11 protein-coding genes, 1 tRNA gene and 1 pseudogene are annotated in these 18,314 nt (G+C 75.9%); 5 read left to right on the plus strand and 8 right to left on the minus strand.

The annotated features are described in order from the left end of the window. Window positions 1-107 precede the first annotated feature (107 nt). Together KMZ30_RS05830 and KMZ30_RS05835 are read left to right on the plus strand one after the other, a co-directional pair. Window positions 108-2,288, plus strand: a complete 2,181-nt coding sequence (locus KMZ30_RS05830) for a putative bifunctional diguanylate cyclase/phosphodiesterase (RefSeq protein WP_215512400.1) — start codon at window positions 108-110, stop codon at window positions 2,286-2,288. Continuing rightward, window positions 2,285-4,489: a GGDEF domain-containing protein gene (locus KMZ30_RS05835; RefSeq protein ID WP_215512401.1), complete on the plus strand. Its 2,205-nt coding sequence runs from the start codon at window positions 2,285-2,287 to the stop codon at window positions 4,487-4,489. Before KMZ30_RS05830 ends, KMZ30_RS05835 begins: the two co-directional genes overlap by 4 nt. Window positions 4,490-4,772: 283 nt before the next feature. On the opposite strand, the gene KMZ30_RS05840 is transcribed toward KMZ30_RS05835, so the two are convergent. After that, window positions 4,773-6,569 (minus strand): diguanylate cyclase, encoded by a 1,797-nt coding sequence (locus KMZ30_RS05840; RefSeq protein ID WP_215512402.1) that lies wholly within the window; start codon window positions 6,567-6,569, stop codon window positions 4,773-4,775. A 547-nt stretch (window positions 6,570-7,116) separates the two neighbouring features. Then, window positions 7,117-7,188: transfer RNA gene (locus tag KMZ30_RS05845), tRNA-Arg, on the minus strand. Window positions 7,189-7,306: 118 nt separating this feature from the next. Here KMZ30_RS05845 and KMZ30_RS05850 point away from each other — a divergent pair. Both KMZ30_RS05850 and KMZ30_RS05855 read left to right on the plus strand, forming a co-directional pair. Continuing rightward, on the plus strand, window positions 7,307-8,596 hold the full coding sequence (locus tag KMZ30_RS05850; protein ID WP_308279664.1) for an MFS transporter: 1,290 nt from the start codon (window positions 7,307-7,309) through the stop codon (window positions 8,594-8,596). A gap of 457 nt (window positions 8,597-9,053) precedes the next feature. Further along, complete coding sequence (locus KMZ30_RS05855; protein ID WP_308279665.1) at window positions 9,054-12,890, plus strand: PDDEXK-like endonuclease domain-containing protein; 3,837 nt, start codon at window positions 9,054-9,056, stop codon at window positions 12,888-12,890. 270 nt (window positions 12,891-13,160) lie between these two features. Here KMZ30_RS05855 and mscL read toward each other — a convergent pair whose 3' ends face one another. Next, on the minus strand, window positions 13,161-13,544 hold the full coding sequence (gene mscL, locus KMZ30_RS05860) for a large conductance mechanosensitive channel protein MscL (protein ID WP_215512403.1): 384 nt from the start codon (window positions 13,542-13,544) through the stop codon (window positions 13,161-13,163). Between the two features lie 117 nt (window positions 13,545-13,661). Then, entirely contained in the window at window positions 13,662-14,324 is a 663-nt protein-coding gene (locus KMZ30_RS05865) for an SAF domain-containing protein (RefSeq protein WP_215512404.1), read from the minus strand. An 82-nt stretch (window positions 14,325-14,406) separates the two neighbouring features. Here KMZ30_RS05865 and KMZ30_RS22265 point away from each other — a divergent pair, with 82 nt between their 5' ends. Next, the gene (locus tag KMZ30_RS22265; protein ID WP_308279690.1) at window positions 14,407-14,565 is read left to right on the plus strand and encodes a hypothetical protein; all 159 of its coding nucleotides are present in this window, start codon (window positions 14,407-14,409) and stop codon (window positions 14,563-14,565) included. A gap of 14 nt (window positions 14,566-14,579) precedes the next feature. Here KMZ30_RS22265 and KMZ30_RS22270 read toward each other — a convergent pair. From KMZ30_RS22270 to KMZ30_RS05885, 4 genes and pseudogenes are all read right to left on the minus strand, one after another. Next, window positions 14,580-14,858, minus strand: a pseudogene (locus KMZ30_RS22270) (FmdB family zinc ribbon protein); the annotation flags it as partial. A 33-nt stretch (window positions 14,859-14,891) separates the two neighbouring features. After that, on the minus strand, window positions 14,892-15,731 hold the full coding sequence (locus KMZ30_RS05875; RefSeq protein ID WP_215512406.1) for an ABC transporter permease: 840 nt from the start codon (window positions 15,729-15,731) through the stop codon (window positions 14,892-14,894). Further along, window positions 15,728-16,627: an ABC transporter ATP-binding protein gene (locus tag KMZ30_RS05880; protein ID WP_215512407.1), complete on the minus strand. Its 900-nt coding sequence runs from the start codon at window positions 16,625-16,627 to the stop codon at window positions 15,728-15,730. The genes KMZ30_RS05875 and KMZ30_RS05880 overlap by 4 nt, the downstream gene beginning before the upstream one ends. A 116-nt stretch (window positions 16,628-16,743) precedes the next feature. Next, a complete protein-coding gene (locus KMZ30_RS05885) occupies window positions 16,744-18,288 on the minus strand; it encodes a potassium/proton antiporter (protein WP_308279666.1) in 1,545 nt (514 codons plus the stop codon). Window positions 18,289-18,314 lie beyond the last annotated feature (26 nt).

Here is an 18,314-nt window from a genome sequence, read left to right on the forward strand (position 1 = left end):
GCCTCGGTCGAACGGCCAGTGTCGGCCCCGTCGGTTCGCCACCGGCACCGGTCGGTCCCTAGCGTCGTCGTGGGGTCCGAACCGCGGACACCAGACCAGGAGCTCTGATGAACCGCGACGGCCGCACCCGGCTGCGCTCGACGGCCACCGTCGTGGGCACGCTGCTCGTCGTCGTGCTCGAGATGGCCTTCCTCACCGGGGTCTGGCACCTCGGGGACGGCGTCCAGCGCCAGCGCGAGGCCGCGTCCGCGTTCTCCGCCGTCGCCACGTCGGTGGCGAGTGGTTCGGCCACCCCGGATGCCCTGGCCCGCACGGTCGACGGGCTCGCGCGGGCCGGCGTGGACCTCACCCCCGGCTCCGTCGGTGCGACGGCCGTCGCCGCGGCCCGGGCGCTCGAGACCGCTCCCGGCGACGCGGGCGCCCTGGCGTCACTGCGCGCCGCGGACGCCGCTCTCGCGGAGGAGCTCGCCGAGGCGAGCAGCGGCCGCGCCTGGCTGGCCTTCGCCATCCACGCCGGCCTCCTCGTCGGCGTCTCCATCGGCTGGTTCGCGTGGTTCCGCCGCATCGTCGACCGGCACCGGCGGCTGGAGCGCGAGCTGACGGCCCAGCGGGTCGTCGACCAGCGCGAGCGGCGCCTGCTGGCGCTGGTCCAGAACAGCGCCGACCTCATCGTCGTCATCGAGGCCGACGCGACGATCTCGTTCGTCAGCCCGTCCGCCCCGGCCGTCATCGGCCGCACGCCCGACGAGCTCGTCGGGCAGCACGTCAAGGACCTCGTCGGCGACGAGGCGCCGACCCTGCTCGCCCTCCTCACCGACGGACGGCACGGGGACCAGGCGGTCCGGCTGCGGCTCACCCGCGCCGACGGGCGCACCATCGTCGGCGAGGGCACGCTGACCAACCTGCTGGGTGAGTCGACCGTCGAGGCGTGGCTGCTCACCCTGCGTGACGTCACCGAGCAGCACGAGCTCGCCGAGCAGCTCTCGCACCAGGCCTTCCACGACGCCCTGACCGGGCTCGCCAACCGCGCCCTGTTCGCTGACCGGCTCGAGCACGCCATCTCCCGCCGCGAGGGCACCCTCGCCGTGATGTTCCTCGACCTCGACGACTTCAAGCAGGTCAACGACACCCGCGGGCACTCCGTCGGAGACCGGCTCCTCGTCGTCGTCACCGACCGCCTCCGCTCCGTGCTGCGCTCCCGCGACACCGCGGCCCGGCTCGGTGGCGACGAGTTCGCCGTCCTCATGGAGGAGACGGACCGCGCCGCGGCCGAGCAGATGGGCCAGCGCATCCTCGAGGTGCTCGCGCAGCCGGTCTCGATCGACGGGGTGTCCTGGTCGGTCAAGGCCAGCCTCGGCATCGCCCTCGCCGACACCCGCAGCTCGACCGCGGAGGACGCCCTGCGCGAGGCCGACGTCGCGATGTACTGGGCCAAGGAGCAGGGCAAGGGCACGCTGCGCGTCTTCGACGCCGCCCAGCACGCGGTGACCCTCGACCGGCTGACCCTCCAGAACGAGCTCGTCGAGGCCATCGAGACCGGCGGCCTGCTCCTGCACTTCCAGCCGACGGTCAACCTGCGCACCCGCCAGGTGACCGGCTTCGAGGCGCTCGTGCGCTGGCAGCACCCGTCGCGGGGCTTCCTGCCGCCGAACGAGTTCATCCCCGCCGCCGAGGAGTCCGGCGCGATCGTCGCCCTCGGGTCGTGGGTGCTCGCCGAGGCCTGCCGCGCCGCCGTCGAGCTCCAGGCCCCGGGGACCCGCGTGACGATGGCCGTCAACGTCTCCGCCCAGCAGCTCGCCAAGCCCGACTTCGCCGCCGAGGTCGCCGGCGTCCTCGCCCGCACCGGCCTCGACCCGACCCTCCTCGTCCTCGAGATCACCGAGTCGGTGCTCCTCGACGACATCGTGTCCGCGGCGGGCTCCCTCCACGGCCTGCGCGACCTCGGGGTGTCCATCGCCATCGACGACTTCGGCACCGGGTACAGCTCGCTGTCCTACCTCTCGCAGCTGCCCGTCGACATCCTCAAGGTGGACAAGAGCTTCATCGACGACATCGTCGACGACCGCCACGCCGCGACCGTCACCCTGGCCATCCTCGAGATGAGCCGCTCGCTCAGCATGACGACCGTCGCCGAGGGCGTCGAGACCGCCGAGCAGGCGGCCTGGCTCGAGGAGCAGGAGTGCGGCCGCGGCCAGGGCTACCTCTGGTCGCGTCCCGTGCCCTTCACCGAGGCGAAGGCGCTCGTCCCGGGCGGCGCCCCGCGCGTCGACGAGGTGCGGGTCGGGTGACCCCCCGGTCGGCGCGGCAGGGGGACGCCGCCGACGAGGTCCACGGGGCGCGGGGGAGCGGTCCGCGCGCCGTCGCGGGCCCGCGGAAGCGGCCGACGGGCGCGGCGCCGACCGCGCCGATGCCCACGGCGCTGCGCGCGGCGCTGCTCGGGCTGCTGGGCCTGTGCGGGGCCTACTTCGTCGTGCCGGACGGGACGGTGCGCGACGTCGGCAACAGCGCCGTCGGGATCCTCGCGATGGTCCTCGCCCTCGTCGGCGCCCGGCGCCTCACCGCCCGTCGTCGCGGCTGGCTCGTCGTCCTGGCCGGGTACTCGCTCTGGGTCGCGGGCGACGCGCTGTTCACGGTCGAGCAGAGCTACCTCCACCTCACGAGCTACCCGCTGACCAGCGACGTCCTCTACCTCTCCGGCTACGTCGTCCTCACCGTCGGCCTGCTGCGGCTGGTCCGCGGCCGGCAGCGCGGGATGGACCCGACCCCGATCCTCGAGGCGCTCATCGTCGCCGCGGGCTTCGGCACGGTCGTCGGGACCTTCCTCGTGGCGCCGATCGCCGTGGACTCCACGACCTCGGTGCTCGGCCGGCTCGTCGCCACGGCCTACCCCGTCGGCGACGTCGTCCTCGTCGGGGTGCTGGTCCGGCTGTGGACCTCGGTCGGCTCGCGCAACCCGGCCTTCCGGTTCCTCATGCTGAGCATGGCCGCGACGACCGCCGCCGACCTCGTGTGGAACGCCTTCGCCCTCGTCGACCCCCTGGCGACCACGCCGCGCTGGCTCGACGTGCTGTGGCTGCTCGGCTACGTCGCGGCCGCGGCCGCCGCGTGCTCGCCGTCCGGGGCGGCGCTCGTCGGCGGCGACACCCGCTCCACGCCGGCGGCGTCCGTCGGCCGACGGCTCGCGGCGCTCGGGGGCGCGGCGGCGCTGCCCGGCATCACGCTCCTCGTGGTCGGCACGCTCGGCCTCGACATCCCGTGGGGCGTCGTCGGCGCGGGCTGCATCGTCCTGTCGCTGCTCGTCGTCGTCCGCATCGCCGTCCTCGTCCGCGTCGTCGAGGAGCAGGCGGTGCAGCTCTCCGCGCTCGCGCGCAGCGACGGACTCACCGGTGCGCCGAACCGTCGGTCGTGGGACCACGAGCTCGGGCGCGCGGTGCACCGGGCCGAGGAGGAGGGTGGGCCGCTGACCGTGGCCCTCGTCGACCTCGACCACTTCAAGCGCTACAACGACCGGCTCGGGCACCAGGCCGGCGACCGGCTGCTGCGCGAGGCCGTCGCGGCGTGGAGCGCGCTCCTCGAGCCCGGCGAGCTCCTCGCACGCTACGGCGGGGAGGAGTTCGGGCTGCTCCTGCCGGGCGCCGACCCGGACGAGGTGGTCCGGCGGCTCGAGGCGATGCAGGCCGCGACCCCCGACGGCCAGCGGTTCTCGGCCGGGGTCGCGACCTGGGAGCCGGGCGCCCAGCCGGGCACCGTCGTCGAGCGGGCCGACCGGGCGCTCTACGACGCCAAGCACGCCGGCCGCGGGTGCGTGCGCGTCGCAGGCGCCGGACTCGAGGGCACGACCCCGCCGGTGCGCATCGCCCTCCAGCCGGTCGTCGACCTGCACGCCGGCGACCCCATCGGCCACGAGGCGCTCAGCCGCTTCGCCGAGGGCGACCCGGAGTCCGTCTTCGCCGCGGCCCACCGCCTCGGCGACGGGTCGCTGCTCGAGGCGTCGGCGATCGCGGCGGCCCTGCGCCGGCGGCCGGCGCGAGGGTACCTCTCGGTCAACGTCAGCGTCGGCGCGCTCATCAGCGAGGCGGTCGCCGCCGTGCTCCCCGCGGACCTCACGGGACTCGTCATCGAGATCACCGAGCAGACCGACGTCGAGGAGTGGGACCGGGTGCGCGAGGTCGTGGCCGACTGCCGCGCGCGCGGCGCCATCATCGCGGTCGACGACTGGGGCAAGGGGTACTCGACGGTCGAGCGCTTCATGCGGCTGCGGCCCGAGGTCGTCAAGCTCGACCGCGGGCTGCTCGACGACCTCGACGACCCGGACCGCCAGCACGACCTGCGCACCCTCGTCGGCTGGGCCGAGAGCATGGGGTCGACCGTCTGCGCCGAGGGCGTCGAGACCGCCCGGCAGTGGGACACGCTGCGCTCGCTCGGGGTGCGCTTCGGTCAGGGGTACCTCTTCGGCCGGCCCACGCCCGAGCCCGCCGTCACCGACTGACTGCCCATCCACCCCGTCGGCGCCTGACCTCCCGTCCGGTCCGCCGGTCACCGGCCACCCACCCCAGCCGGCCCGAACGCGACTTATTGCCCATCCGCCACCTCGCAGGCCCTCCTGGAGGGGTCGGGAGGTGGCAGATGGGCAATCAGTCACGCCGATGTCCCCGAAGTGCGCAGAGGGAGCGGGGCCCGGGAGCCCCGGCGTGGACGGGGACGCGTCTGCCGGGCCCCGGAGCGCCGTCGTGGACGGGGACGCGTCTGCCGGGGAGGGGGAGGGGAGGGCGTCAGGCCGTCGCGGAGAGGGGCGCCGACGGCTGGGCGGCCGGCTCGACGGGGCGCCAGGTGCGGGTCTTGTTGCCCCCGGTGCGCTTCGCGGAGTACATCGCCGAGTCGGCGAGCACCTCCACGTCGATGCCCGCGGCGAGGGCCTGACCGAACGTGGCGACGCCGATGCTCGCGGTGACGGCGCACCCCAGCTCGACGCGCGTCGCGTGGCCGTGCTTCTCGACGACGTCGACGAGCGACCACGCGACGGCCTCGGCGGCGGCGAGGTCGGCCTCCGGGAGGAGCACCTCGAACTCGTCACCCCCACGGCGCCCGACGGTCCCCTGGCCGCCGACGGCCCGGCGCAGCACGCGCGCGACGTCCGCGAGGAGGACGTCGCCGGCGGAGTGACCGCGGGTGTCGTTGACCTGCTTGAAGTGGTCGAGGTCGATGAGCAGCAGCGCGCCGCGCTCCCGCGCCCGGGGGGTCTGGCGGTGGCAGGCGATGAGGGTGTCGAGCTGGCGGCGGTTGGGCAGCCCGGTCAGGTCGTCGTGCGCGGCGTCGTGCGCGTGCCGCTGCTCGATGAGCCGTCGCTCGGAGACGTCGACGAGGTTGACGAGGACGACGAGGTCGCCGTCCGGTCCGGGCACCGCGCGGGCGCTGCAGGAGAGCACGATCGGCTGCTGGGCGTGGTCACGGGCGGTCCACTCGGCCTGGACCAGCTCGCCGCCGGCCGCGACGGCCTGCGCGAGGATGGTGGCGAAGCCGGGCTCGGTGCCCTCGTCGAGACTGTCGCCGCGGATCCCGACGAGGTCCGCGGGGTCGCGTCGCAGGATCTCGCCGACCGCCTGGTTGGCCTGCAGGACCAGGCCCTCCGGACGCACGACGAGCAGCCCGCTCGGGGCGTAGGCGATGAGGCGGTCGGACCACTGGTGCTCCTGGCGCACGTTCCCGACGAGGGAGCGCAGCTCGGCGCGGTAGGTGCCGAGGACCAGGGCCAGGAAGGCGACGAGCATCATGTAGCCCTGGAGGACGAGCGCCTGCGTGTGGGGGTCGCGGATCTCGCCGAAGGGGCCGCCGGCGCCGGTCATCAGCCGGACCAGGGGGAGCACGGCGACGACCGCCCCGTCGAGGGCGGTCAGCGGGAGGGGCAGGCGGACACCCGCCCACACGAGCAGGCCGAGCGGGATGAAGGCCAGCGGCAGCGTCTGGCCCGGCCCGAAGACCCACCAGGCGACGGCGCCGGTCGCCCCGAGGATGGCCGTGGCCTCGACGCCCTGGCGCACGCCGGGGAGCGTGTGGTGCCGGCGGGTGCCGAGGGTCGCGCCGACGACGACGACCACCGACGCGAGGTTGCGCAGGTACATCGCGATGCCGACGGCGAGGGAGGCCTCGCGCCCCTCGATGAGGAGGGCGGCCAGCCCGCAGGCGGACGTCGCGAGGATCGCCACGCTCGTCGAGAGCACGAGCCGGTTGAGCTCCGAGAGGCGGCGGACGGTCCCGCGACGCTCGTGCCGCGGCGCCACGGCGCGGTAGACGAGGGTGGTGAAGAGGCCGAGGAGGAGGTTGCCGAGCCCGAGCAGGGCGCCGGGCAGGAGGTCGAAGCCGGTGAGGACGTTGCCGACGGTCGCCGCGACCCCGGTCAGGGCCACGGCGGTCGTGAGCTCGCGCACGGAGACGGTCCGCAGCGCCCACAGCACGCCCACGCCGGCCGCCGGCCAGAAGAGGGCCAGCTGCGTCTCGGGCTGGGCCGTCGCGCGACCCACGGCGATGGCCACGCAGTACACCGCGAGGAAGCCGACCGTCCGGCGCAGCACAGGACCTCCTCGACGTGGGCCCGCGCGGTCGGCGAGCCGTGGCGGATGACCCATCGGCACCGGCCGGTCGAACTTGACCACGGCGTCGTCCGGTCGTCGAAGCATGGCCGAACGGCCGGGATCCCCGGGGGTGACGCGGGACGGACGGCGCAGGCCGCCCGGTCCCCGTGGGTCAGGCCGCGACCGGCTCGTCCGGCCACGGCTCGCGGGAGGGGAACGGCAGGATCTCGGCCCAGCCGAGGACAGGGGTGTGCGGGTGCTGGCTCGGGGTCATGTCTCCACGATGCCCCGCGCGGGCGGTGCCGTCCGGCGGGAACCTCAGGCCTCGCTCACGGTTCCGTCAAGGTTGCCGACGACGTCGCGTGGCGCGTGCTGGCGCACCCGGCAGGAACCGCCGGTGTCGGGGGTGCCCAAGGCAGAGCCGGCGTCAAGTGCCCCCGGCAGGAGCCGACGTCGCCGTCCGCTCGTTCCTCGCGGCCGGCTCCGGCTCCCGTCATCCGCCCGGACGGCACTCAGGCCGGTTGCGCTTCGCGCGACCGGCCCTGAGTGCCCCCGGCAGGATTCGAACCTGCGACACCTTCTTTAGGAGAGAAGTGCTCTTCCCCTGAGCTACGAGGGCGGGAAGACCGCGCACAGCCTACGGGGCGCGACCGGGGGTCGGCGCGCGCGGCCGGTGTCGGCCCGGCGCGTGCGCCGTCCGGCGCGTGCGCCGTCCGGCGCGACGGCATACTGCGCTCGTGACCGACGGCCTGCAGACCCACGACCGCGCGACCCTGCAGCGCCGCACCGTCACGACGCTCGTCGGCTCGCAGGTGCTCGGCGGCGTCGGGCTGTCCGCCGGGATCGCCGTCGGCGCCCTCCTCGCCGAGCAGGTCAGCGGCTCGGCGCGCTTCGCCGGCCTCGGCGGCACCTTCCAGGTCCTCGGCTCCGCGCTCGTCGCCATCCCGATGGCGCGTGTCATGGCCGCCCGCGGCCGGCGGCCGGGCCTCGTCCTCGGGTACGCGCTGGCGGCGGCCGGCGCGGTCGGGCTCATCACCGCGGGGATCATCGGCAGCTTCCCGCTCCTGCTCGTCTCCAGCCTGGCGTTCGGCGGGGCGACGACCGCGAACAGCCAGAGCCGCTACGCCGCCGCCGACCTCGCGCCGCCCGACCGCCGGGCCCGCGACCTGAGCATCGTCGTGTGGGCCACCACCCTCGGCAGCGTCCTCGGCCCGAACCTCGTCGGCCCGAGCGCCCCGATCGCCGACGCCCTCGGCCTGCCGCGGCTCACCGGCCCGTTCGTCTTCTCGCTCGTCGGGCTGCTGCTGGCCATCGTCGTCGTGCTCGTGCGCCTGCGCCCGGACCCGCTCCTGCTCTCGCGCCGCCTCGCGCTCGACGAGGGGGGCGAGCCCGGGGAGCCGACCCACGGCTCGGTGACCCGCGGGCTGCGCGTCGCCTTCGCCCACCCCGTCGCGCGCCTCGGGCTGCTGACCCTCGCCCTCGGGCACGGCGTCATGGTCTCGGTCATGGTGATGACGCCGTTGCACATGTCCCACGGGCACGCCGAGCTGACCGTCATCGGGCTCGTCATCAGCATCCACATCATCGGGATGTACGCCTTCTCGCCGCTCACCGGCCTCGCCGTGGACCGCGTCGGCGGCCGCGTCGTCGCGCTCGTCGGGTCCGGCATCCTCGGCGCGGCGACGCTGCTCGCCTCGGTGTCGCCGATGGGGGAGTCCTCGACCCTCGTCGCCGGGCTCTTCCTCCTCGGCCTCGGCTGGTCCTGCACCCTCGTCGCGGGATCCACCCTGCTGACCTCGGCCGTGCCCGCCGCCGAGCGGCCCGGGGTCCAGGGCGCGTCCGACCTGCTCATGGGCCTCGCGGCCGGCGGCGGGGGCGCCGTGGCCGGCGTCATCGTCGACCGGGTCGGTTTCCAGGCCCTCGCGCTGACCTCCCTCGGTTTCGCCATGGTCATCGGCCTCGTAGCGGTCGCGACCCGCGTCCCCGCCGACCCGCTCGACGGGGACGGCCGGCCCGTCCCCGCCTGACGTCGGAACCCCCGCCGGGGCGCGCAGCCCGACTGCGGCGGCGGACGCGCGGCGGCGGACGGCTTCACCCGGGAGACGGTGCCCGTCCGCCCGCTGTCGTTCGCGTCCTCCTGCGGCGCAACCATGACGAGCGGTCGGCTGCGTCCGGTGGTGACGCACGGGAGCCGCTCGTCCCGCTCGCTCCGAGAGGTGATGCAGGGGAGCCGCTCATCCCACTTGCTTCGAGATGCGGAGCGACCAACAGCGGGCCGCGGACCCCTCCGGAGACGGGCCGTCGGGATCGGTTCGAGGTGAAGACCAACCCCCTCGTGGTCGGGTTTCACCTCGACCCGGGTGAGGGCTTCCGGGGTCGAGGTGAAGGTCGACCTTCGCGTGGTCGGGTTTCACCTCGACCGGGGTGGGGCCGCCGGCGCCGCGCCTCCCGGACGCGTCGGCGGCGCGTTGTTAGCCTGCTGGGGTGACTGCGAGCGGACCGGTGCGCGACGCACGGCCCGACCGACGGGTCGGCGCCGCCGACGCGTCCCACGACGACGAACCCCGGGGAGGGCACCTGAGCATCGCCCCGGACCCCGCCACCGTCCGGGCCCAGCGCGTCGCCGACGCGCGGGCCCGCTGGACCCGCCAGCTCGTCGAGCTCGGCGGCCCCAACACGCTGCTCTGGTACCGGGACCTCCCCGTCGGCACCCTCGACCTCTCCTCCGCGCACCTCGGGGCCCGCAGCGGCCTCCTCGGCGGGCGCGCGACGCGGCTGTCGGAGCTGGTCCGCGAGCCGCACGCCCTCGACGACGCCCGCACCCGGCTCGGGCGCATCCACGACACCGCGACCGAGATCGAGCGCGAGCACGCCGTGCGCACCTGCTTCCTCGGGGTCGGGATGGCGTCCTGGACGGTCGTGCTCGACGACGGACGCGTCGTGCCGCGCCAGCCCGGCGCCCCGGTCTTCCTGCGCGCGCTCGCCACCCGCCCCGCCGACCCGCGCCGCCACGACTGGGTGCTCGAGCCCGGTGACGAGCTCGAGGTCAACCCGGCGCTCGTCAACTACCTCGCGTCCGAGCACGGCATCACCCTCGACACCGACCGGCTCGAGCAGCTGGCCACGGCCGGCGGGTCGCTCGACCCCTACCCGGCGTACGCCGCGCTCGCGGACGCCTGCCGTGCGGTGCGCGACCTCTCCGTCGACCCGCGGGTCGTCATCAGCACCTTCCCGTACCACAAGGCCCCGCTCGTGGCCGACCTCGCGGCGCACGGCGACGCCCTCGCCGAGCACGACGTCGTCGCCGCCCTCGCCGGTGTGCCGGACGCCCTGCCCGCCGTCGCGGTCGGGGCCGCCGAGAGCAGCCGGGGCCCGGTCGAGGACTTCCTCGTGCTCGATGCGGACGCCACGCAGCGCGAGGCCGTCGAGGCCGTCCGGGGCGGCTCGCACCTGCTGCTCCACGCGCCGCCCGGCACCGGTGCGTCGCAGACCGTCGCCAACGTCGCGGCAGCGCTCGCGGCCGACGGGCGGCGCGTCCTCGTCGTCTCCCCGAAGCGGACGGCCCTCGACGCGGTGCGGGACCGCCTGACCGATGTCGGGCTGGGTGAGCTCGTGCTCGACCTCGCCGGGGGTGGGCACACGCGTCGGGCCGTCGTGCGCTCGCTCGTCGACGGGCTCGACCGCGCGGTCGAGCGCGTCACGGGTCCGCCGTCGTCCGCGCGCCGCGCCGCGCCCGGCCCCGAGGGCAGCGAGTCGCGCCGGGAGCGCGCCGAGGCCGCGGCCCTCCTCGACACGCACCTGCGCGCACTGCACGGCCACCGCGACCCGTGGGGCGTGACCCTGCACCAGGTGCAGGAGGAGGTGAGCCGGCACGCCCTGCTCGAGGACGCCCCGCGCTCACGGGTGCGGCTCACGGGCGCCGAGCTCGGCCGGCTCGACCGCGAGACGCTCGCCGAGGCCGGCGACATCCTCACCCGGGTCGCGACCCTCGCGGCGTGGGACGGCGACGGCGCCGACGACCCGTGGTTCGGTGCCGACCTGCGCACGCCCGAGGCGGCCGAGGAGGCCCGCGAGCGCGTCGAGCGCCTCGCCACCGGGCTGGTCCACGACACCCGGCGCACTCTCGCCGACGTCTTCCGCGGGGTGCACCTGCCCGCGGCGCCGACCGTGCTCGACTGGGACCGCGTGCTCGCGACCGTCGGCCAGGTCCGCGACACCCTCGAGGTCTTCCGTCCCGAGGTCTTCGACATCCCGCTCGACGACCTCGTCGCGGCGACCGCGACGCGGAGCGAGCGCCGGGCCTCCGACAGCGACCTCGGCGCGATCGAGCGCTGGAGGGTACGGCGCCAGGCCCGCGCGCTGCTGCGCCCCGGCCGCCCGCCGGCCGACCTGCACGCCGCCCTGCGTGAGGCCGAGCTGCAGCGCCACGCCTGGCGCGAGCTCGCCGGGTCGGGCGGGCGCCCCGAGATCCCCGTCGACCTGGACCGCGCCCGCGCCGCGCACGACGCCCTCGTCGAGGACGCGTCGTGGGTCGACGACCGCCTGCCCCACGAGGACGACGAGCTCGACCTCGTCGAGCTCGACCTCCCGACCCTCGCGACCCGGATGGACCGCCTCCACGCGGCCGCCGGCCGGCTCGACGCGGCGCCGGACATCCGCCTCGGTCTGGACCTGCTCGGGCAGCTCGGCCTCACCGCGCTCGTCGAGGACCTGCGCGCGCGGGCCGTGCCGGCCGACCGGGTCCGCACCGAGCTGGCCTGGGTGTGGTGGTGCTCGATCGCCGACGAGCTGTCGGCGCACGACCCGGCCCTGCGGGACTTCGACGCGACCCGCCTCTCGGCCGCGGTCTCGACCCTCGTCGACTCCGACCGGGTCGCCCTCGAGGGCCAGGTACCCCGCGTCCTCGACGCCGTCGCCCGACGCGTCGCCGAGGTGCGCCGCGCCCGCCCCGACGAGGAGACGCGGCTGCGGGCCGAGGTGGCCAGGGCCCGGCGGCCCGCGGCGCTGCCCGATCTTCTGGCCTCCGTCGGCCACCTCGCGACCGCCGTCCGGCCGGTGTGGCTCGCCAGCCCGCTGGCCGTCCCGTCCGTGCTGCCCCCCGGCGAGTGCGTCGACGTCGTCGTGGTCGACGAGGCCTCGCTCGTGGCGCCCGCCGAGGCCGTCGCGGCGATCGTCCGAGCCCGCCACGTGGTGCTCGTCGGCGACGCCCAGCAGCTGCCCCCGGTGCCGTTCGTCGTGTCCGCCGGCGTGGACGTGCCCGACGAGTCCGAGCCCGAGTCGGTGCTCGACCTGCTCGAGGACGTCCTGCCGACCCGCCGGCTCTCGTGGCAGTACGGCGCGATGGAGGAGCGGCTCGTCGCGTTCGTCGACTCCGAGATGCACGACGGCTCGCTCGTCACCTTCCCCGCCACCGGGACGGGGGCGGTCCTGCACCACGAGCTCGTCGAGGGGCACGGCGTCGTCGCCGAGGGGGAGGCCGCCGTCGAGTCGACGCCGGCCGAGGTCGAGCGGGTCGTCGGGCTCGTCCTCGACCACGCGCGCCGGCGCCCCGACCGCTCGCTCGTCGTCATCGCGCTCGGGCCGGGCCACCGTCGGCTCGTCGAGGAGGCCGTCCGCCGGGCCGTCGACGGCCTCGACGACGCCACCGCCGCGTTCTTCGACCCCGGTCGCCGCGAGGCCTTCTCGGTCCGGGACGCCGACCACGTCCAGGGCGAGACCTGGGACGACGTTGTCCTCACCGTCGGCTTCGGCAAGACCCCGCACGGCCGGGTCCTGCACCGCTTCGGGCCGGTCGGCACCGACACCGGCCACCGTCGGCTCGCGGTCGCGCTGACCCGCGCCCGCCGCAGCCTCACCGTCGTCTCGTCGATCACCGCGGACGACCTCGACCCGGACCGGCTGCGCACCTCCGGCGCCCGGATGCTCCGGACCGTCCTCGAGCACGTCGAGGCCCACGCCGGCGAGGAGGGCGTCGTCCCGTCCGGCGCCGCGACCTCGCTGGTGCTCGCGGACCTGGCCCGCCGGCTGCGGGCGCACGGCCTGGTCGTCCACGAGGGGGTCGGCACGTCCGCGCTGCCCGTCGAGCTCGCGGTCGAGGACCCCACCGCCCCCGGCCGGCTCCTGCTCGCCGTCGAGGGGGACGGGCCCGCCTACGCCGGTGTCCCCTCGGGGCGCGACCGCGACCTCGTGCGGGTCCACGAGCTCGAGCGGCGCGGCTGGCGGCACCTGCGGGTGTGGACGACCGAGGTCTTCCGCGACCCGGCCCGCGTCGTCTCGCGGGTGCTGGACGCCGCGGGTGTCCGGCAGGCCCCGGGTGGCTGAGCGTCCGAGCGCTCCGACCGGCGACGACCACGGTCCACGTCGGCGGCGGCCCCGGCGCGCCGCGCGGCCGGCGACCAACCCGCGCACCGACGACGCCCCCGATGTCGCCACGCCGCGCGTCGAGCCGGGCCCCGGTGAGAGCGGTCACGACCGCTGGCTGCGCGAACAGCGTCCGCCCCACTGGGAGTAGCCGATCCGCCCACCGCGCGCGGACGGGGCGGCGACCGTGGTGGTCGCCGCCCCGTTGCGGGTGGGTGGAGTGCCCGGTGGTCAGCCGCCGATGCCGCGCCCGGCGCGCAGCTCGTCGCGGATCTCCTTGAGCAGCTCGGTGTTCGGGTCGATGGTCTCGGCCTCGGGCTCCTGCGGGAAGAAGCGCTCCTTGGCCCGCTCGTAGGGCTTGACGACGAGGAAGTAGACGACCGCGGCCATGAGGACGAAGGCCACGGCGGCCGTGACGAACGGCCCGACGGTCGTCCAGCCGCCCGGCTGCCAGTCGTCGAACTTGAACTCGGCGCCGCCGGTGACCTTGCCGATGAGCTCGACGACGATGTCCGTGAAGGCCTTGACGACCGCCGCGAACGCCGTGCCGATGATGAACGCGACGGCGAGCTCGACGAGGTTGCCGCGCAGGAGGAAGTTCTTGAAGCCCGACATGGTGCTGCCCTTTCGCAGAGGTTGACGCGGCCACCGTATTGCCCGCCGCGACAGGCCGCGACCCCCGTCCCGCCGTGTCGCCGCAGCGGATCGCTCGGGGGAGCACCGGCGACCCGGTCACCCGCCGGTCGCCAGGAGGGTCACGGTGACGAGCCCGTCGGTGCCGCCGTGCCCGGTGAGCACCCGGTCGGCCGCCTCCGGCGTCAACGAGAGCACCGCCCCGGGTGCGGTCGGGGGCGCGGGCCCGGCCCCGAGGCCGACCTCGTCGGGCGGCGGGTCGACCGACAGGACGACGGCGTCGCGCGCCAGGACGGGACCGCCCGGCCCGGGGTGGACCGCGACGACGCCACCCGGGGCGAGCAGCCCGGCGGACCCCGGGTCGGCGAGGGCGACGTGCAGCGCGACGCGCCCCGGCGGCAGACCCTCGGTGACGCCCCGCGGGACCAGGCGCGTGGCGGTGACCGCCTCCCCGGCGGCCAGCGCCGCGGCGACCCGCCGGCCCGTCACCGCGGCGACGTCGCTCAGCGCCCCGGGCTGCCGCGCCGCCACCGGCACCCGGACGGACGCGACGTCATCGGCGCGAAGGACCGACCCGGCCGCGACCTCGCGCGCGGCGAGGAGCACCGGGACGGTCGGCGGTGGGGGAGGACGCACGACGTGCAGCACGGCGAGCACCGCCACCCCGAGGCAGGCCGCCGCGAGCACCCGGCGCAGCACCGAGCGCCGCCAGCGGGCGGCGCGTCCGGGGCCGAGGAGGCCGGGCAGGAGGGCGATGGGCATGCCGCGACGCTAGGTCGCGGCGCCCGCCGCCGGGAGGGGTCAGGCCGAGGTTGTGGACGACGACGCGCCCGCGGAGGCCTCTGTGGACGACGAGGAGGACGAGGACGACGAGGTCGAGGACGTCGACCCTCCGGACGACGAGCCCTCGGACGCGGACGACCCGGAGGACCCCGTGGACGACGAGGACGACCCGGAGGAGGACCCTGACGAGCCGCTGCCCGAGCGCGAGTCGGTGCGGTAGAACCCGCCGCCCTTGAAGACGATGCCGACGGCGTTGAACAGCTTGCGCAGGCGCCCGCCGCACACGGGGCACTCGGTGAGCGAGTCGTCGCTGAAGGACTGGACGGCCTCGAAGCGGTGGTCGCACTCGGTGCACGCGTAGGCGTAGGTCGGCACGGTGGTCCTCCTCGGACGACATCGGGGCGCCGCCGGACCCCTCACGGTGGTGCGGGTCTCGCGGCGGCGCGGTCCCCCAAGGATACGGCCCGCGCCGCGCCCCCGCTGTCGCACCCCGACGGGCCCCCGCCCGGTCACCGGTCGCGGGGGCCCGTCAGCCCTGCCAGAGGTCTACTTCACCTCGGCCCGGGTGACCCACACCATCCCCGCGAGGAGGGGCAGGAGCACCCAGACGCCGACCGAGGTGCCGAGCTGGGCCCACTGCTCGCCGGTGAGGCTCCCGCCGAACAGCGGCTGCATCGTGCGGTTGAGGTCGAGCCACTCGCCGGCGCTGGCCGCGGCCGACCACAGCGACCCGAGGATGGACCAGCCGGTCGGCAGCACGTAGTAGAGGACGACCGCGGCCGGGGTGTTGCGCAGGAGCATCCCGAAGGCCAGGCCCTGGAGCAGGCCGAGGAGCACGTAGCCGCCCGCGCCGAGCAGCACCGTGCCCCCCACGGCCCAGTCACCGGTCGCGCCGCGCAGCCCGATGGCGGCGGCGTGCACGGCGGCGGCGAGCCCGAAGGAGAGGACGACGGCGACGGCGCCGACCGCGAGGGCGGCGACGACCTTGGCCCACGCGACGCGGGCTCGCCGGGCCTCGAGGGTGAAGGTGACGAGGGCGGTGCGCTGCGACCACTCGGAGGTCACGGCGAGGATGCCGACGACCGGCAGCAGCAGCGCCATCGGCATGGCCGTCGCCTGGAGGTAGGCACCGTACGGGTGGTCGCCGCCCTGCTGGACGAACAGGACGGTCAGGGCCCCGGCGATGACGACGCCGATGGCGACGAGCAGCCAGCGCCCGGCCCGGGTGTCGGTCATCTTGCGCAGCTCGGCCCGAACGAGCCGGCCGAAGGGGATGCCCCGCGCGGGTCGCGGCCCCGCGAGCGGCTCGGGCAGCCGCGCGACGTGCGGGGTGCTGTCGGCCGGCGTGCGGCGGGTGGCGGTGGGGGTGGTGGTCGTGGTGCTCATGCCGCCACCTCCTCGCGGGCGGCGCCGGCCGTGAGCTCGAGGAACATCTCCTCGAGCCCGCGCTCGTCGCCGGCGCGCAGCTCGCGCAGCGCCACCCCGGCGGCGAGGGCGACCCGGCCCACGGTGTCGGCGTCGGTCTCGGCGAGCAGCCCGCCGGTGGCCGCCGGCGAGACCGTCACGCCGGACGCCCGCAGGGCCTCCGCGAGCGCCGCGTCGTCGACCGAGCGGGCCACCGTGCCGGAGCCGGAGAGCAGCTCGTCCGTCGTGCCGGCGGCAACGACCCGTCCGTTGCCGATGACGACGAGGTCGTCGGCGACGCGCTCGATCTCGTTGAGCAGGTGCGAGCTGAGCAGCACCGTGCCGCCGCGGGCGGCGTACCCGCGCAGGACGTCGCGCATCCAGCGGATGCCGGCGGGGTCGAGGCCGTTGGCGGGCTCGTCGAGGACGAGGACCTCGGGGTCGCCGAGCAGGGCGTGGGCGAGGCCGAGCCGCTGGCGCATCCCGAGCGAGTAGTTGCGCACCCGACGCAGCGACTCCTTCTCGGTGAGGCCGACGACGTCGAGCATCTCGTCGACGCGACGGCGGTCGACGCCGGTGAGGATCGCGCCGAGCGTCAGCACCTCGCGGCCGGTGCGGCCGGCGTGCTGCGCCGAGGCGTCGAGGAGGAGGCCGACGTGGCGGCCGGGGGTCGGCAGGGCGGCGTAGGGGCGGCCGAGGACCGTCGCGGTGCCGCTGCTCGCCGGGGTGAGGCCGGCGACGACGCGCATCGCCGTCGTCTTGCCCGCGCCGTTGGGGCCGAGGAAGCCGGTGACCCGGCCGGGGCGGGCGGAGAACGACACGTCGTTGAGGGCGGTGAAGGCGCCGTAGCGCTTCGTGAGGTGGTCCACGGTGATCATGGGGACGACCCTTCCGTGCGCGGCCGGCCGCGACCATGGGGGTCGGGCCCGATCCGACCCTGAGCGGACCCCTGAGCCGACCCCGGGTCCGCCCGCCGACGCCCGGGGCCGCCGGCTCAGCCCTCTGCCCAGCCGGCGAGGCGACCGCCCCGGCTCACGGCGTGCAGGCGCTCCTCGACCCGGGCGCGCACCGCGGTCGGGGTGATGACGAGCAGCTGGTCGTCGTGCCGCAGCACGTCGCCGTCCTTGGGGACGAACGAGGCGTCGTCGCGGACGACGAGCGCGACGTTCGCCCCGGCCGGCAGCCGCAGCTCGAAGACGCGCACGCCGGCGAGACGCGACTCGGGGCCGATGTCGATCTCGAGCATCTCGGCCCCGAGGTCGGTGAGCGGCGTGGCCTCGACCGCGAGGTCGACGCGGTGGTGCAGCGCCCCCACCCCGAGCCGGCGCGCGACCCACGGCAGCGTCGGCGCCTGGATGATCGTGAAGACGACGACGAGGACGAAGACGAGGTCGAACATCCACTCGACCCCGGGCGTCCCCATCGTCACCGGGACGGTGGCGAGGACGACCGGGACGGCGCCGCGCAGCCCGGCCCACGAGAGGAAGGCCTGGACGCGCCACGGGATGCCGAAGGGCGTGACCGACACGAGGACCGACAGGGGCCGCCCCAGGAGCAGGACCGCCGCCCCGACGACGAGGGCCGGCACGAGCTGCTCGGCGAACCCGCTCGGGCTGGCGAGCAGCCCGAGCAGCACGAAGAGCCCGATCTGGGCGAGCCAGCCGATGGCCGTCGCGAACCCGGTGACGGCGGGGCGGTGGGGCATCGGGAGGTTGCCGAGGACGAGCGCCGCGAGGTAGCAGGCGATGAAGCCCGACGTGTGGATGCTGTCGGCTGCGGCGTAGGCGAGCACCGCGACGGCGAGGACGCCGATCGCGAACAGCGCCGACGACGTCGTGGCGACGAGCCGCATGACGCGCGCACCCAGCCAGCCCACGCCGAGCCCGACGACGGCACCGCCGGCGAGCTCGAGCCCGGCGACGAGGAGCAGGTGCCACCACGGCTCGGGCTCGGCGCCGGGCGTCAGCTGCGCCGCGAGCGCCGTGACGAGGAGGACGACGGGTGCGTCGTTGAAGCCCGACTCGGCCTCGAGCATCCCGGAGATCTGCCGGGGCAGCGGGACGCGGCGCAGCACCGAGAACACGGCGGCGGCGTCGGTCGAGGCGGTGACGGCGCCGATGAGCAGCGAGACCTCCCACGACCAGCCGAGCACCCCGCGCGCCACCCCCGCGACGACGATGACGCTGACGAAGACGCCGACCGTCGAGAGGGCGATGGCGGGCGCGACGGACCGGCGGATGCCGGACCACTGCGTCGTGATGCCGCCCTCGACGAGGATGAGGACGAGCGCGGCGTAGCCGAGGACCTGGGTCAGCTCCTGGGAGTCGTACCGGATGCCGAGACCGTTCTCGCCGAGGGCCAGCCCGATCGCGAGGTAGACGAGCAGCGACGGCAGGCCGGAGCGCAGCGAGAGCCGGACGGCGGCCACCGCGACGACGAGGACGACGCTCCCGACGAGCAGGACGCGCGAGAGGTCGTCGACGGTGAACCCGCCGGGCGCGACGCTCTCGGCGAGCAGCGTCGACCACGCCTGCGTCACGGGGACCGTCCTCGTCTCGTGGGGGG

This window comes from Phycicoccus mangrovi, assembly GCF_018729305.1.
Classification (GTDB): domain Bacteria; phylum Actinomycetota; class Actinomycetes; order Actinomycetales; family Dermatophilaceae; genus Phycicoccus; species Phycicoccus jejuensis.